This window comes from Streptomyces sp. NPDC001606, assembly GCF_053596835.1.
Genome location: NZ_JBSFHC010000006.1, coordinates 144,824 through 159,009, shown reverse-complemented (window position 1 = coordinate 159,009; position 14,186 = coordinate 144,824). Strand labels below are relative to the sequence as shown.

General features: G+C 74.2%; 12 protein-coding genes. 6 read left to right on the top strand and 6 right to left on the bottom strand.

The annotated features are described in order from the left end of the window. Positions 1–9: 9 nt before the first annotated feature. From ACWCV9_RS14095 to ACWCV9_RS14085, 3 genes are all read right to left on the bottom strand, one after another. Positions 10–1,521: a glycoside hydrolase family 43 protein gene (locus ACWCV9_RS14095; protein WP_450786502.1), complete on the bottom strand. Its 1,512-nt coding sequence runs from the start codon at positions 1,519–1,521 to the stop codon at positions 10–12. A gap of 48 nt (positions 1,522–1,569) precedes the next feature. Next, positions 1,570–3,555 (bottom strand): beta-galactosidase, encoded by a 1,986-nt coding sequence (locus ACWCV9_RS14090; protein ID WP_450786500.1) that lies wholly within the window; start codon positions 3,553–3,555, stop codon positions 1,570–1,572. A gap of 228 nt (positions 3,556–3,783) precedes the next feature. Next, positions 3,784–4,365 carry a TetR/AcrR family transcriptional regulator gene (locus ACWCV9_RS14085; RefSeq protein WP_450786498.1) on the bottom strand — a complete coding sequence of 194 codons (582 nt, stop codon included), beginning with the start codon at positions 4,363–4,365 and terminating at the stop codon, positions 3,784–3,786. 258 nt (positions 4,366–4,623) lie between these two features. Here ACWCV9_RS14085 and ACWCV9_RS14080 point away from each other — a divergent pair, with 258 nt between their 5' ends. From ACWCV9_RS14080 to ACWCV9_RS14060, 5 genes are read left to right on the top strand one after another with little or no spacing between them, the layout of a single operon-like run. Next, positions 4,624–5,205, top strand: a complete 582-nt coding sequence (locus tag ACWCV9_RS14080; RefSeq protein WP_450786496.1) for a (2Fe-2S)-binding protein — start codon at positions 4,624–4,626, stop codon at positions 5,203–5,205. After that, a complete protein-coding gene (locus tag ACWCV9_RS14075) occupies positions 5,202–6,194 on the top strand; it encodes an FAD binding domain-containing protein (protein ID WP_450786494.1) in 993 nt (330 codons plus the stop codon). Before ACWCV9_RS14080 ends, ACWCV9_RS14075 begins: the two co-directional genes overlap by 4 nt. Further along, on the top strand, positions 6,191–8,326 hold the full coding sequence (locus ACWCV9_RS14070) for a xanthine dehydrogenase family protein molybdopterin-binding subunit (RefSeq protein WP_450786492.1): 2,136 nt from the start codon (positions 6,191–6,193) through the stop codon (positions 8,324–8,326). The genes ACWCV9_RS14075 and ACWCV9_RS14070 overlap by 4 nt, the downstream gene beginning before the upstream one ends. After that, positions 8,319–9,461, top strand: a complete 1,143-nt coding sequence (locus ACWCV9_RS14065; protein ID WP_450786490.1) for an XdhC family protein — start codon at positions 8,319–8,321, stop codon at positions 9,459–9,461. The genes ACWCV9_RS14070 and ACWCV9_RS14065 overlap by 8 nt, the downstream gene beginning before the upstream one ends. Positions 9,462–9,507: 46 nt before the next feature. Further along, the gene (locus ACWCV9_RS14060) at positions 9,508–10,641 is read left to right on the top strand and encodes a CapA family protein (RefSeq protein ID WP_450786488.1); all 1,134 of its coding nucleotides are present in this window, start codon (positions 9,508–9,510) and stop codon (positions 10,639–10,641) included. A gap of 20 nt (positions 10,642–10,661) precedes the next feature. Here the strand turns inward: ACWCV9_RS14060 and ACWCV9_RS14055 are convergent, their stop codons facing one another. Next, positions 10,662–11,405 carry a PP2C family protein-serine/threonine phosphatase gene (locus ACWCV9_RS14055; RefSeq protein WP_450786486.1) on the bottom strand — a complete coding sequence of 248 codons (744 nt, stop codon included), beginning with the start codon at positions 11,403–11,405 and terminating at the stop codon, positions 10,662–10,664. 216 nt (positions 11,406–11,621) lie between these two features. On the opposite strand from ACWCV9_RS14055, the gene ACWCV9_RS14050 reads away from it, so the two are divergent. Further along, complete coding sequence (locus ACWCV9_RS14050; RefSeq protein WP_450786484.1) at positions 11,622–12,530, top strand: TolB family protein; 909 nt, start codon at positions 11,622–11,624, stop codon at positions 12,528–12,530. Positions 12,531–12,577: 47 nt separating this feature from the next. Here ACWCV9_RS14050 and ACWCV9_RS14045 read toward each other — a convergent pair whose 3' ends face one another. Both ACWCV9_RS14045 and ACWCV9_RS14040 read right to left on the bottom strand, forming a co-directional pair. After that, the gene (locus ACWCV9_RS14045; protein WP_450786482.1) at positions 12,578–13,141 is read right to left on the bottom strand and encodes a hypothetical protein; all 564 of its coding nucleotides are present in this window, start codon (positions 13,139–13,141) and stop codon (positions 12,578–12,580) included. A gap of 89 nt (positions 13,142–13,230) precedes the next feature. Then, the gene (locus ACWCV9_RS14040) at positions 13,231–14,031 is read right to left on the bottom strand and encodes a maleylpyruvate isomerase family mycothiol-dependent enzyme (protein WP_450786480.1); all 801 of its coding nucleotides are present in this window, start codon (positions 14,029–14,031) and stop codon (positions 13,231–13,233) included. Between the last annotated feature and the right edge of the window lie 155 nt (positions 14,032–14,186).

The following is a 14,186-nucleotide window of genomic DNA, read 5'->3' as shown; positions in this document are numbered from 1 at the left end:
GGGAGGAGGTCAGCCGTCCAGCGGCTCGTAGTCGAACCAGTCGAAGTGGACGGTGTTCTCGGCGGCGTACATGCCGATGACGCGGCCGGTGAAGCCGCCGGCGACCTCGGTCGACAGATAGCGGCCGTCGAGCGAGGCGAGGGCGGTGAACGTGCCGTCGGGCTGTTCGACGCCGAGGGTGACGACATCCGGCCCGGTGCACGGTCCGACCGGGGGCGTCGGATCGCTGACGGTGATGCCGAGAACCACGGGCCCGGTAGGGGCGGGCTGCGCGGCCACGACCGTGCGCAGCGGGCCGATGCGCGCGACCACCCGCACCTCGGCGCCGGCCACCTCGATCGCGTAGTGGTGCTGCTCGTCGAGCCGGACGGCCAGGCCGCCGCTGCCCTCGGCCGCGTCCACCAGGACCCGGGCCCGGCACGACGCGTGCTGCTGGCGCCGGCCGAGGAAGACGACGTCGGGCTCGTCCAGGGAACCGCCCCGCGCGCGGAGCGTCAGCCACCCCGGGCGCTCCTTGGTGGTGCAGTGCTCCGCCGGGCGGTCCCGCAGGGAGATCCACGAGGGACCCGGTTCGGCCAGGTCGAAGTCGTCCCGCGGCGCCTCGGCCGGGCCGGGGACGAGGGGCCAGGGCAGCGTGGCCGGGTCCGGGGCCACCGCGCCGACGACCGGCCAGCCGTCCTCCCAGGTCACCGGCGCCAGGAAGGTCTCCCGGCCGAGCACGTGCCAGCCGGGGGTGCCGCCGCGCGGCCGCACCCCGAGCAGAACCATCCACCAGGAGCCGTCGGGGCCCTGGACCAGATCGGCGTGCCCGGTGTTCTGCACGGGGTGGTCGGTGCCGCGGTGGGTGAGGACCGGGTTGTCCGGGCAGGGCTCGAACGGGCCGTCGGGCGTCCGGCCGCGGGCGACCGACACACCGTGGCCGCGCTCGGTGCCGCCCTCGGCGATGAGGAGGTACCAGTACCCGCCGATCCGGTACAGGTGCGGAGCCTCCGGTGCCTTGGCGCCGGGCGTGCCGGACCAGATCTTCCGCGGCTCCCCGAAGGTCCGTCCGGTGGAGGGGTCGAGCCGGACCTGCGACACCCCGGCGACGGTGCACCAGCAGGTGCCGTCCTCGTCCCACGCCAGGTCGGGATCGATGCCGGGCACGCCCGGCGCCCATACGGGGTCCGACCAGGGTCCGGCCGGGTCGGTGGCCGTGACGACCAGATTGCCGCCGCCCTCCCGGACGGTGGTGACGATGAGCCAGAAGCGGCCGTCGTGGTGGCGCAGGGTGGGGGCGTAGATGCCGCGCGAGGACGGCATGGAGGCAGGCAGCCGCAGTTGCTCCGGCCGGTCCAGTACGTTGCCGATCTGGGTCCAGTGCACCAGGTCGCGGCTGTGGAACAGGGGTACGCCGGGGAAGTACTCGAAGCTGGAGCAGGCGAGGTAGTAGTCCTCGCCCACCCGGCAGATGCTGGGGTCGGGATGGAAGCCGGGGATGACGGGGCCGGCCGCGTGGGCGGCCCGGTGCTGGTCTGGCACCCTCGGGTGTCCTTTCGTCGGGTGGTCGGCCAAAAGGGCGGTGACGGGTCAGTGCCCGCGCAGCACCGCGCAGCCGCCGGGCGGCAGGTCACCGGCCGTCGTGCCGGTGAGCAGGTCGTGGGCGGGGGTGCGCAGCGGGACGGCGGCGGGGGTGTGGTTGATCAGGACGTGCCAGTGGCGGCCGTCGGCGGCGTGCCGGGTGACGGCCTCGACACCGGCCGGCAGCTCCGGGTACTCCGGCTGGACGTCGGCCTCCTTCAGCAGCCGGCCGACGAGGGCGCCGTAGTCGCCGTCGTCCAGGCGGGTGGAGAGATACCAGGCCTGCCCGGTGCCGAGGCGGTGCCGGGTGAGCGCGGGGCGGCCGGTGAGCATGCCGTGGGTGTAGGCGGCGAGGGTCTCGGCGCCCTCGGTGTGCAGGAACTCGCTCCAGACCGTGCCGTGCGAGCCGTCGGACAGGGTGATCCGCTCGCCGGCCCGCAGCGGCCGGTACTCCTCGACCCGGATGCCCAGCGCCTCCCGCAGCGGTGCGGCGGGGTATCCGCCGAGGCGGGCGTGCACGCGGGCGTCGACGTATCCGCTCGCGTGCTGGACGAGCAGCGTCCCACCGCCTTCGACGTACCGGCGCAGGTTCTCGGCGCCCGCGTCGGACATCAGGAACAGGGCCGGCGCGATGACGAGCCGGTAGCGGCTCAACTCGTGCTCGGGATGGGCGAAGTCGACCGTGATGCCCGCGTCCCACAGCGCCCGGTGCGCGCCGGCGAGCGACGCGTGGTAGTCGAGGCCGGGGGAGGGCAGGCCGTCCGTGCCCAGTGCCCACCAGGCGTCCGCGTCGTGCAGGACGGCCACCGGGGCGGTGACCGTCGACCCCGCCAGCTCCCCGAGCCGGGCGACCGCCTCGCCGGCCTGCGCGACCTCGCGGAAGATCCGGCTGTCGGGCCCCGCGTGCGGGACCATCGCCGAGTGCCACATCTCGGCACCGGCCCGGGACTGCCGCCACTGGAAGAACAGGGCGCCCTCCGAACCGCGGGCGATGTGGCCGAGGGTGTGGCGCAGGATCTCCCCGGGCTCCTTGGCGAGGGTCCGGTCGCGGTCGTAGACGGTACTGGTGCCCTGCTCCATCAGCAGCCAGGGGCCGCCGCCCGCCAGGGAGCGGGTGCGGTCGGCGTGGCAGGCGGCGTCGGCGGCGGCGTCCAGGCCGGGGGCGCCCGGATACTGGTCGGACGTGACGACGTCGAGTTCAGCGACGAAGGCCCACAGGTCCACGTTCTGGTAGGCGGGCAGCATCAGGTTGGTCGTCACCGGCCGGTCGCTGTGCGCGCGGATCGCGTCCCGCTGCTCGCGGAAGGCGGCGATGATCTCGTCCGACCAGAAGCGGCGGAAGTCCACGCTCTGGCCGGGGTTCTTGTGCCACTGCGTCGCACGCGGCGGCAGCACCTGCTCCCAGGAGGAGTAGCGCTGGCTCCAGAAGGCCGTGCCCCAGGCCTCGTTGAGGGCGTCCAGCGAGCCGTGGCGGGCGCGCAGCCACACCCGGAAGGCGGCGGCGGTGTGATCGCAGTGGCAGAGCGTGCCGTACTCGTTGTGCACGTGCCACAACGCCAGGGCGGGGTGGTCGCCGTAGCGTTCGGCCAGGGCGGCGGCGATCCGCCGGGCGGCACTGCGGTAGGCGGGCGCGGTCAGGCAGTACGTGTCGCGGCTGCCGTGGGTGAGGCGGGTGCCGTCGGCGGTGACCGGCAGCGCGTCGTGGTGGGCCAGGGTGAACCAGGGCGGCGGGGAGGCGGTCGGGGTGGCGAGGTCGACGGCGACGCCGTTCGCGTGCAGGCGCTCGATGTGGGCGTCGAGCCAGTCGAAGTCGTAGCGGCCCTCCTCGGGTTCGAGCAGGGCCCAGGAGAAGACGCCCACCGTGGCCAGGTTGACCCTGGCCCGGCGCATCAGCTCGTCGTCCTCCCGCCACACCGCCTCGTCCCACTGCTCGGGGTTGTAGTCCCCGCCGAAGGCGAGCCCGCCCAGGCGGTCGGTGATGCCGTGTGTCCTCATGGCGGTTCCTCGGGTGAGTGATGGCTGGCCCTGGAGAGTGTCGAAGCGCTTCACCTGGCACGCGAAGATAGCGGCGGGCTTTCCCGCGAAACAAGACTCGTGCAGCGGCGAAAGTTTCCTCAGCCTGAGGTACGGCCGTCCTGCTGGGGGTTCGAGAAGGATTCGATCGCTGTCGATGCGCTTCGACAATGCCGGCCGAGCGCTACGGCGTCGCCGCCGGCCCGTGCGTCAGGACAGCGACCGGGCGCCCGCGCGCAGCCCGTCCATGACCAGGTCGAGGAGGCGGGTGGCGCGGGGGCGCCAGTCGTCGTGCGGGCCGAGCTGCCACAGGCCCGCGATGGCGAGGAGGAAGTCGTCCGCGGTGACGCCGGGCCGGATGGTGCCGGCCTTCTCGTTGGCGCGGAGCAGGAGTTCCGCCGCGGCGGCCACCGGGGTCGGCGAGGGCTTCACCGGGCCGCCCGGGGTACTGGTGACCTGCCGTAGCGCGTCGGCGAGGCCCGCCTTGGCCAGGGCGAACTCGGCGAGCCGGTCCATCCAGGCCCGCAGCGCCTCCTCGGGCGCCCGGGTGGCGAGCAGGTGCTCCGCGCTCTCCGCGACCTGCCGCATCTCATGGCGGTAGATCTCGAGGACGAGGGACTCGCGGTTGGGGAAGTTGCGGTAGAACGTGCCCTGCCCGACACCGGCCTTCCGGGCGATCGCGCTCAGCGGGGCGTCCGCGCAGCGCGAGAGTTCGACGAGCGCCACCTCCAGGATGCGCTCGCGGTTGCGCTGTGCGTCCGAGCGCCGGCCCGAGTCCTTCTGCTGCGGCACTCGTCCTCCTCATGGGATTCTTCCAAACCCCGGCCTTGCTAAACGGACATCTGTCCGTTACTTTTCCAAGTGACCGGACAGCTGTCCGGTTGCCTCCACCATAGCCGCGGACAGGGGAGGACGACAGACGCCGCTGCGTCGACGTCCGGGCCCCCGGCGCCCCGCGGCCGCGCCTTCGCTTCGCACGACAGTCCACCGACAGTCCGACCCCCGGTCAGCCCAGTCCCATCAGTTCTGGAACCGCGAAAGAAGCAGCCCATGGACTCATCGACGTCCAGTGTCATCACCTTGAAGATCAACGGCGAGAAGCACACACTGCCCGTCGACCACCGCACCACCCTGCTCGACGCGCTGCGCGAGCGCCTCGAGCTCACCGGCACCAAGAAGGGCTGCGACCAGGGGCAGTGCGGCGCCTGCACGGTCCTGCTGGACGGGCGCCGGACGGTCGCCTGTCTGCAATTCGCCGTGGCGGCCGAGGGCCGCGAGATCACCACCGTCGAGGGCCTGGCCGACGGCGAGCAGCTGCACCCGGTCCAGCAGGCATTCCTCGATCTCGACGGCTTCCAGTGCGGCTACTGCACCCCCGGACAGATCTGTTCGGCGATCGGCGTGATCGAGGAGCACGCGGCGGGCTGGCCGAGCGCCGTCACCGCGGACATCCGCCCCGAGGCCGGGCCGCCGGAGCTGACCGAGGAGGAGATCCGGGAGCGGATGAGCGGCAACCTGTGCCGCTGCGGCGCCTATGTCTCCATCGTCGAGGCGGTGGCCCGCGCGGCCGCGGCCCGCACGGACAAGGGCCGCGCGCACCCCGCGGCGGACGCGAAGGAGACGGTGGCATGAGGGAGTTCGAGTATCAGCGGGCGTCCGATGTCGCCGGCGCCGTCGCCCTGCTCGGCGCCGACCCGGACACCCGCTTCCTCGGCGGCGGAACCAACCTCGTCGACCTGATGAAGGCCGGTGTCGAGCGCCCCGCCCGGCTCGTCGACATCCGCGAACTGCCGCTGGACCGGGTGGAGTCCACGCCCGAGGGCGGACTGCGGATCGGCGCCACCGTCACCAACGGCGACCTCGCCGCCCATCCCGAGGTACGGCGCCGCTACCCGGCGCTCGCCCAGGCCCTGCTGGCCGGCGCCTCCGGCCAGCTGCGCAACATGGCCACGGTCGGCGGAAACCTGCTCCAGCGCACCCGCTGCGGCTACTTCACCGACGTCACCCGGCCCTGCAACAAGCGGGTGCCCGGCAGCGGGTGCCCCGCCGTCGAGGGCGAACACCACAACCACGCCGTGCTGGGCGCCTCCGCGCACTGCGTGGCCGTACACCCCTCGGACATGGCGGTGCCCCTGGCCGCCTTCGACGCCGTCGTCCGGTTCGAAACGGCCGACGGGCCCGGGGAGTTGCCGCTCGCCGACTTCTACCTGCCCGTCGGGGACACCCCGCACCGCGAGACCGCGCTGCCGCCCGGCGCGCTGATCACCGGGGTCACCCTGCCGCCCGCGCCGGTCGCCGCCCGCTCCCGGTACCGCAAGGTGCGCGAGCGCGCCTCCTACGCCTTCGCCATCGGCTCCGTCGCCGCCGCGCTCGACGTCCGTGACGGCGTCGTCCAGGACGCGCGCCTGGCCTTCGGCGCCGTCGCCTCCCGTCCCTGGCGGGCCGTCGCGGCGGAGCGGGCCCTGATCGGTGCGCCGGCCGGCCCCGAGACCTACGCCGCCGCCGCGGACGCCGAGCTGGCGGCGGCCCGGCCGCTGCCGCACAACGGATACAAGGTGGACCTCGTGCGCAACCTCGTGGTCGCCGTCCTGTCCGAACTCGCCGAGGAGGCTGCACGATGACCACCGCCCCCGCACGGACGTCCGCACCGGCGCCGGCCGTCGGCACCGCCCGCACCCGCGTCGAGGGGCGCGACAAGGTCACCGGAGCGGCCCGGTACGCGGGCGAGGTGCCCTTCGCCGACCTCGCCCACGGCTGGCTGGTGCTGTCCACCGTCGCCCGCGGCCGCATCCGCGCCATCGACACCGAGCCCGTCCTCGCCATGCCGGGCGTCATCGCCGTCCTGGACCACCGCAACGCCCTGCGCCTCAACACCGAGTACGCCGGCATGCTGGGGAGCCCGGACCCGACCTGCGCCGTCTTCCAGCACGACCGGGTGCCCCACCTGGGCTGGCCGGTGGCCCTCGTCGTCGCCGAGACCTCCGAACAGGCCCGGGAGGCCGCCGAGTCGCTCGTGGTGCACTACGAACAGGAGCCCCACGACGTCGACTTCGCGGCCACGCGCCCGGACGCCTACCTGGCGGACGGCCATATGCCGGCGGTGACGGAGAAGGGCGACATCGAGGCCCAGCTGGCCGCGTCCGCCGTCGTCGTCGACGCCGAGTACACCACCCCCGAAGAGCACCACGCCATGATGGAACCCCACGCGGCCACCGCCCGCTGGGACGACGGACGGCTGGAGGTGATCGACTCCAACCAGGGCGTCACCTGGGTCTCGGTGGAACTGGTGAACCTGTTCTCGCTCGACCCGGCCGCGGTCCGGGTGCGCTCGGAACACGTCGGCGGCGGCTTCGGCAGCAAGGGCGCCCGCGCCCACCAGGTGGCCGCCGTCATGGCCGCGACCGTCCTCCAGCGGCCGGTGCGGGTGGTGCTGTCCCGGCGTCAGATGTTCTCGCTGACCGGCTACCGCAGCCCGACCGTCCAGCGCGTCCGGCTCGGCGCCGACCCGGACGGACGCCTGCGCGCCCTGGAGCACCAGGCCGTCAACGTCACCTCCACCGTGTACGAGTTCGTGGAACCGAGCGCCGGGGTGGCCCGGGTGATGTACGACGCCGACGCCCACTACACCGCCCACCGCGTCGTACGGCTCGACGTGCCGAGCCCGACGTTCATGCGCGCCCCGGGCGAGGCACCCGGGTCCTTCGCGCTGGAGGCGGCGCTCGACGAACTGGCCGAGCGGTGCGGGATCGACCCGATCGAGCTGCGGCTGCGCAACGAACCCGAGGTGGGCCCGGTGTCCGGCCTGCCGTTCGCCGGCCGCAACCTGGCCGCCTGCTTCCACGAGGGCGCCCGCAGGTTCGGCTGGGCCGACCGCGACCCGCGCCCCGGACTGCGCCGGGACGGCCGCTGGCTGCTCGGCACCGGTACCGCGGCGGCCTCCTTCATGGCGGGTGCCGGACCGTCCACCGCCTCGGCGACCGCGCACCCCGACGGCACGTTCACCGTCCGGATCGCCGCGGCCGACCTCGGCACCGGGGCGCGTACCGCGCTCACCCAGGTCGCCGCCGACGCGCTCGAGGTGGCCCCGGAGCGGGTCCGGGTGCACATCGGGGACAGCGACTTCGGCCCGGCGATGCTCGCCGGCGGCTCCATGGGCACCCGCTCCTGGGCCTGGGCCGTCAAGATCGCCGCCGGGGAACTGCGCGAACGGCTGGCGCTCGGCGCCGACCTCCCGCCGGAGGGCATCACGGTGCGCTCGGACAGCACTGAGGCCCTCGGCTCCCTCGCCCCGGCCGAACGCCACTCCTACGGGGCCCAGTTCGCCGAGGTCGCCGTGGACACCGCCACCGGCGAGGTGCGGGTACGGCGCATGCTCGGCATCTTCTCCGCCGGCCGGATCATCAACCCGCTCACCGCACGCAACCAGTTCCGCGGCGGCATGATCTGGGGCATTTCCATGGCCCTGCACGAGGAGGCGGTCCGGGACCGCGCCTCGGGCGGCCATGTCGGCCCCGACCTCGCGGGCTACCACGTGGCGACCCACGCCGACGTGCCCCGCATCGAGGCCGACTGGATCGAGGAGACGGACCCGGACGACCCGGTCGGGATCAAGGGCATCGGCGAGATCGGCACCGTCGGCGCCGCCGCGGCCGTCGCCAACGCGGTCTGGCACGCCACCGGGGTACGCCACCGCAGCCTGCCCATCCGGCCGGACCGTGTCCTGTCGGCCGCCGCCGGGACACGGGATGCTTGACCTCGCCGGGGAACTGCACGCGTGGATCGCGGAGGGCCGGGAGTTCGCCGTCGCCACCGTGCTGGCGGTCGCCGGCAGCGCGCCGCGCGGCCCGGGCGCCGCGCTCGCCGTCGACCGCGCGGGCACCGTCATCGGCTCGGTCTCCGGCGGCTGCGTGGAAGGCGCGGTGTACGACCTGTGCCGTACGGCACTGGACACCGGCGCCGCCGTCGTCGAACGGTTCGGCTACAGCGACGAGGACGCCTTCGCCGTGGGACTGACCTGCGGCGGGACGATCGACCTGCTGATCACGCCGGTGACCGCCGGGGCACCCGCGCGCACCGCCCTCGCGGCGGCCCTGGCGGCCGCCGCGGGGGGTGAGCCGGCGGCTCTCGCCCGGGTCGCCCGGGGCCCGGCCGGCCTGCTCGGCCGGGGCCTGCTGGTCCGGCCCGACGGCACCGTCGAGGGCGGCCTCGGCGGCCACCCGGAGCTGGACCGGACGGCGGCGGCCGAGGCCCGCGCCCTGCTGGAGGCGGGCCGCACCGGCACGGTGGAGCTCTCGGCCGACGGCTCGCACTGCCCCGGCGGGCTGACCCTGCTGGTCGAGTCGAACGTGCCGCCCCCGCGGATGATCGTGTTCGGCGCCGTCGACTTCGCGGCGGCGCTGGCCCGGGCCGGGAAGTTCCTCGGCTACCACGTGACGGTGTGCGACGCCCGGCCCGTCTTCGCCACCCGGGCCCGCTTCCCCGACGCCGACGAGGTCGTCGTCGACTGGCCGCACCGCTATCTGCGGCGCACCGGGACCGACGCCCGCACGGTCCTCTGCGTGCTCACCCACGACGCGAAGTTCGACGTACCGCTGCTGACGGAGGCCCTCCGCAGGCCGGCGGCGTTCATCGGCGCGATGGGCTCCCGCCGCACCCACGAGGACCGCGACCGGCGGCTGCGGGCCGAGGGCCTGACCGACGCCGAACTGGCCCGGCTGCACTCGCCGATCGGCCTCGACCTCGGTGCCCGTACCCCCGAGGAGACCGCCCTGTCGATCGTGGCGGAGATCGTCGCCACCCGGCGGGGCGGCACCGGCGTCCCGCTGACCGGATCCACCACGCCCATTCACCACGAGCCCGGGGACCGGCCGCGCCCGGCGGTCGCCTGATCGCCCCCACGTCCCCTTCGGTCGCTTCAGGCCCTAGCGTGGGAGAGTGCACGACGGGTTGGTCACCCTGTTCCTCGCCGGGGACGTGATGCTCGGCCGGGGAGTGGACCAGATCCTTCCGCACCCCGGTGATCCGGCGCTGCGGGAGGCGTACGTCCGCGACGCCCGTGCCTACGTCGAGCTGGCCGAGGCGGCGAACGGGCCGATTCCCCGGCCCGTCGACTTCCGCTGGCCCTGGGGCGAGGCCCTGCCGCTCCTGGACGCCGCCGCGCCCGACGTACGGGTGATCAACCTGGAGACCGCCGTCACCGCCGCCGGGGACTTCGCCCCCGGCAAGGGGGTGCACTACCGGATGCACCCCGCCAACCTGCCGTGCCTGGCCGCGGTCCGCCCGGACGTCTGCGTGCTGGCCAACAACCATGTGCTGGACTTCGGTCCACGCGGCCTGGCGGAGACGCTCGACGTCCTGGCGGGGGCGGGGCTGCGGACGGCGGGCGCGGGCCGGGACGAGAGGGCCGCGCGGCGCCCGGCGACCGTGCCCCTGGGCACCGGCGGACGGGTACTGCTCTTCTCCTTCGGGATGCCCTCCAGCGGGATCCCCGGACGCTGGGCCGCCACCGACCGGTGCGCCGGGGTCGACCTGGTCGCGGAGCCGTCGCCGGCCGCCGCGGCCGCCTTCGCCGCCCGGCTGCGCCAGGTCAGGCGGCCCGGGGACCTGGTGATCGCCTCGGTCCACTGGGGCCCGAACTGGGGCTACGGTGTCTCCCGCGCCGAGGTCCGCTTCGCCCACGCACTGGTCGACGCCGGCGTGGACATCGTGCACGGACACTCCTCGCACCACCCCCGCCCGCTGGAGGTGTACGGCGGCCGGCTCGTCCTGTACGGCTGCGGCGACCTCGTCGACGACTACGAGGGCATCGGCGGCTACGAGCGGTACCGGGACGACCTGCGGGTGCTCTACCTGGTCTCGGTGGCGGCGGACACCGGCCGGCTGGCCGGCCTGCGGATGGTGCCGCTGCGGGCCCGCCGGATGCGGCTGGAGCACGCCCCGCCCGAGGACACCGCCTGGCTGCGCGCCACCCTCGACCGGCACAGCCGCGCGCACGGCACCCGTGTCGAGGACGGCGCCGACGGCACGCTCACCCTCCGGCCCCTGCACGGCGCACCCCCGGACCGCTGACGCGCCCACTGGGCCTTCCGTCACTCCGCGACGCGCACCAGGGCGAGCGTGATGTTGTCGGGGCCGCCGGCCGAGATCGCGGCCTTCCAGAGTTCGTAGGCGGCGCGTCCGTCGTCGTACTCGCGCAGCACGGCGTCCAGCATCTCGTTCGGCAACGGGTCGGTCAGGCCGTCGGTGCTGATCAGACAGCGGTCGCCGGAGCCGAGGGGAGCGGCTGTCACATGCGGGACCACCGGGCGGTACGCACGGGTGCCGCCGAGGCACTGCGTCACCAGCGTGGTGGTACGCCGCCCGGGTGCGAGCGGGGGGCTGTCGTCCGTGCTGAGCTGGAGCACCCCGTCCGGCGGCGCGGCGAAGACCCGGCTGTCGCCCACGTTGAACACCAGCAGCGACCGGGGCAGGACGACGGCGCCCGCCACGGTCGTCCCCATCGTGGCCAGGGCGCCGCCCGCTTCCGCCGCGGCCGCGAACACCTCACGGTTGCAGGCGTGCAGCACCTCGCGCACATCGTCCTCGGTGCCGAGGCGGTCCCCGGCCGCGGCGAGCCGGCGCACGACCAGCGCACTGGCCACCTCGCCGCCCGGCTGCCCGCCGAGCCCGTCGGCGACCGCGACGACGAGCGGCGTACCGAGCGGGAACACCAGCGTCTGCGGGCTCTCCGTCACGGTGGCGCACAGCGTCCACGGCCCGACCACCAGGCTGTCCTCGTTGCGCTCACGGATCAGTCCGGGGTGGCTGAGCCCGGTCACGGCGACGTACGTCATGGAGAACCACCGCCTTTCCCGCCTCGTTCCTCTGCCGGCCGGGCGTGTTACGGCCCTGTGACGCCGAACGGACCGTTCCAGGATCGGCGCCTGACAGGCTCGGCAGCGAACAGAGCGGCAGACGGTCGCGCGGCCCGCAGCGGGCCCCGGGGGACGGCGGAGCGGCTCTGGCGTTGCAGTACCGACCACCTGTAGACGTTCCTGGGGGAATCCGTCATGACCACGCGTACCCGCACCACCGCCGCCGCCATCGCGGTGGCCGCCACCGTCACCGGCAGCGCACTGCTGGGCCTCTCCGGCGCCGCCTCGGCCGCCACCGCCACCGGCCACTCCACCCTGACCGTCAGCAACGGCACCAAGTACGTGCTGATCGACGGCCACCGGGTGAACTTCCACGTGCCCGTCCGGGACCTGGCCTGGTCCCCGAACGGCGCCAAGGCCGCCTTCATCGACGGCTCCGGCAACCTGGACATCGCCAACCCGGACGGCAGCGGGCGCGTGATCGTCGCCAAGAACCCGGGCAACCAGAACTGGTCCCACCCCACCTGGCAGGTGGCCGCCAAGGACACCCAGAACGGCATCCCCGCCAAGGACAACCTCATCTTCGCCGCCCGCGCCAAGGACGTCTCCCGGCTGAAGTACGTCTCCGCCAAGGCCGTCCACGGCACGCCGAAGACGCTGCCCCTCGCCGGGGACCCGGAGCCGGGCGGTGCGGTGCCGCAGACCGGCAACGTCTGGCCGAACGCGGCCGGCCACTACGGCACCGCGGTGTACGCCAACGTCGACACCGGTGCCGTCTACATCCGCGACGACTACCTGCGCCAGCAGGGCGGCAAGCTCACCAAGGGCTCCCAGCCGGCCCTGTCGCCGAACGAGGAGAAGGTCGTCTTCGTGCGCTCGGTCGCCGGGCACGACCACCTCCTCGTGGAGGACTTCGAGCACAACGGCCGCATCACCGACCTCACCCCGCACGCCACCACCGACTACACCGAGCCGGCCTGGTCCCCCGACGGCAAGACCCTCGCGGCCCGCACCCCGTCGGGCACGGTGACCCTGCGCGCCGACGGCACCGGCCACCCGACCAAGGTCACGTCGACGACCGGTCTGGCGGCCTACCGCCCCTGATCCCGGCGGTACGACGGGCCGGGCGGGTCAGAGCGGAGCGGTGCGGGTCACCGGTCCGTCCGGGCCAGCTCGGCCCGCAGCTCGTCCAGATGCACATCCGCCGAGTCGTGCGGCAGGAACTCGACCACGTCGAGGAACCGGAACAGCACCTGGCTGCTGGTGATGGCGTACTCGAACTCGGCGAAGCCCACCACCGCGCCCAGGGTGCCCCGCGCGGCGCCCCGCACCACATGCGCCGTCATCTCGTCCGGCTGCTCCGCCGACAGCCCGCGCCGGGCGTTCGGCCGGGCCAGATAGGGGCACACCATCGACGCGTACAGCATGCACGCGCGGTGCCCCGGCCCCTCCAGCGTCGGCGCGAGATTGCGGTACGGCCGGTCCGCGGCCAGCGCCTCCCCGATCGCCGCGCTCTCCGCGGGGCCCACCACCCGCCACACCGGGCCCTGGGGCATGCCCCGGCCGCACACCGAGCACAGCCGCTGTGCCGCGCAGCGGGCGCTGCGCTCGTAGTCGGTCAGCGCGAACTGCGGTTCCTCCCCCTCCCACGGTGTGATCGCCGGTACCGGATACCCCCGTACGTCCCTCGGCCGGTCGGCAACCCCCGCCGGCATGGGAACACGCTCGAATCGCACAGCCCATCCCTACCAGTCCCGGCGCCCGGACACCAGCACGGGCCGGGCGCCGGGAAGCACCGGCAGGGTCAGAACGCGGTGTGGGCGAACCAGCGGTCGAGCACGGCGGTGTCCCCCGTGATCTCGTAGCCGGGCTCGCCGTACACGCGCCGCCCGTAGAGCAGGAGCAGCAGGTCCGCAGCGGTGGCCCGTACCGTCACCGTGTGCGGTGCGGACCCGGCGGGGCCGGCCTCCGACGCCGGAAGCAGCCGGAAACCGTCGGTGTCCAGCCGTACCGGCCACTCCTCGCCGTCCGTGCTGCGGAAGGCGATGGTCTCACCGGGGCCGCGCAGCCGCGTCACCCCTGGGGCGAAGAGCCCCGCGTACGGCAGGTTGACCAGGAACTCGTCCACCCCGTCGGCCGCCAGGACGGGGTCGACGGCCGACTCCCGGCCGACCGCGCGCTCCGCGTCCACCCGGTGCACCAGCGTCTCGAAGAGCATGCGGCGGGCCCAGAACCGCGCGTGCGGGTCCGCGCCCCACGTCCACATCGCCGCATCCGGATCGGTGTCCCGCAGCACGTCCGCCACCTGCGGCACTCCCGCCGCCACCCACACGGGGTACTCCTCGGCCCGCTCGGGCAGCCCCAGCTCCACGTCACGGCTGCGCGGCGGCTCCTGCACCCGCCGGGTCAGCAGCGCGCAGAACCAGCGCTGGAGCGAACCCACGTGCCGGGTGAGGTCGGCCAGCGTCCAGTCGGGGCAGCAGGGCACGGCCGTCCCGGGGTCGGCCCCTTCGACCGCCGCGGCGAAGCGCCGGGTCTCCTCCTCGATCGCCGCGCGGTAGGTGTCGTACGGCAGCGGATGTGCCGCCTTGTCCGTCGTCGTCATCGGCCGCCGTCATTCCCTTTCTCGGCAGGTACTCGGTCGCGATCAGTGTGGCTGCTGGAGTGCACTCCAAGGCAAATCGCCGCCGACCGGTGTGACGTCTCCCATTGCGGTCCGCCGCCGATGCTGTGACCCTTCGCCGCGAACGACTCGCCGAA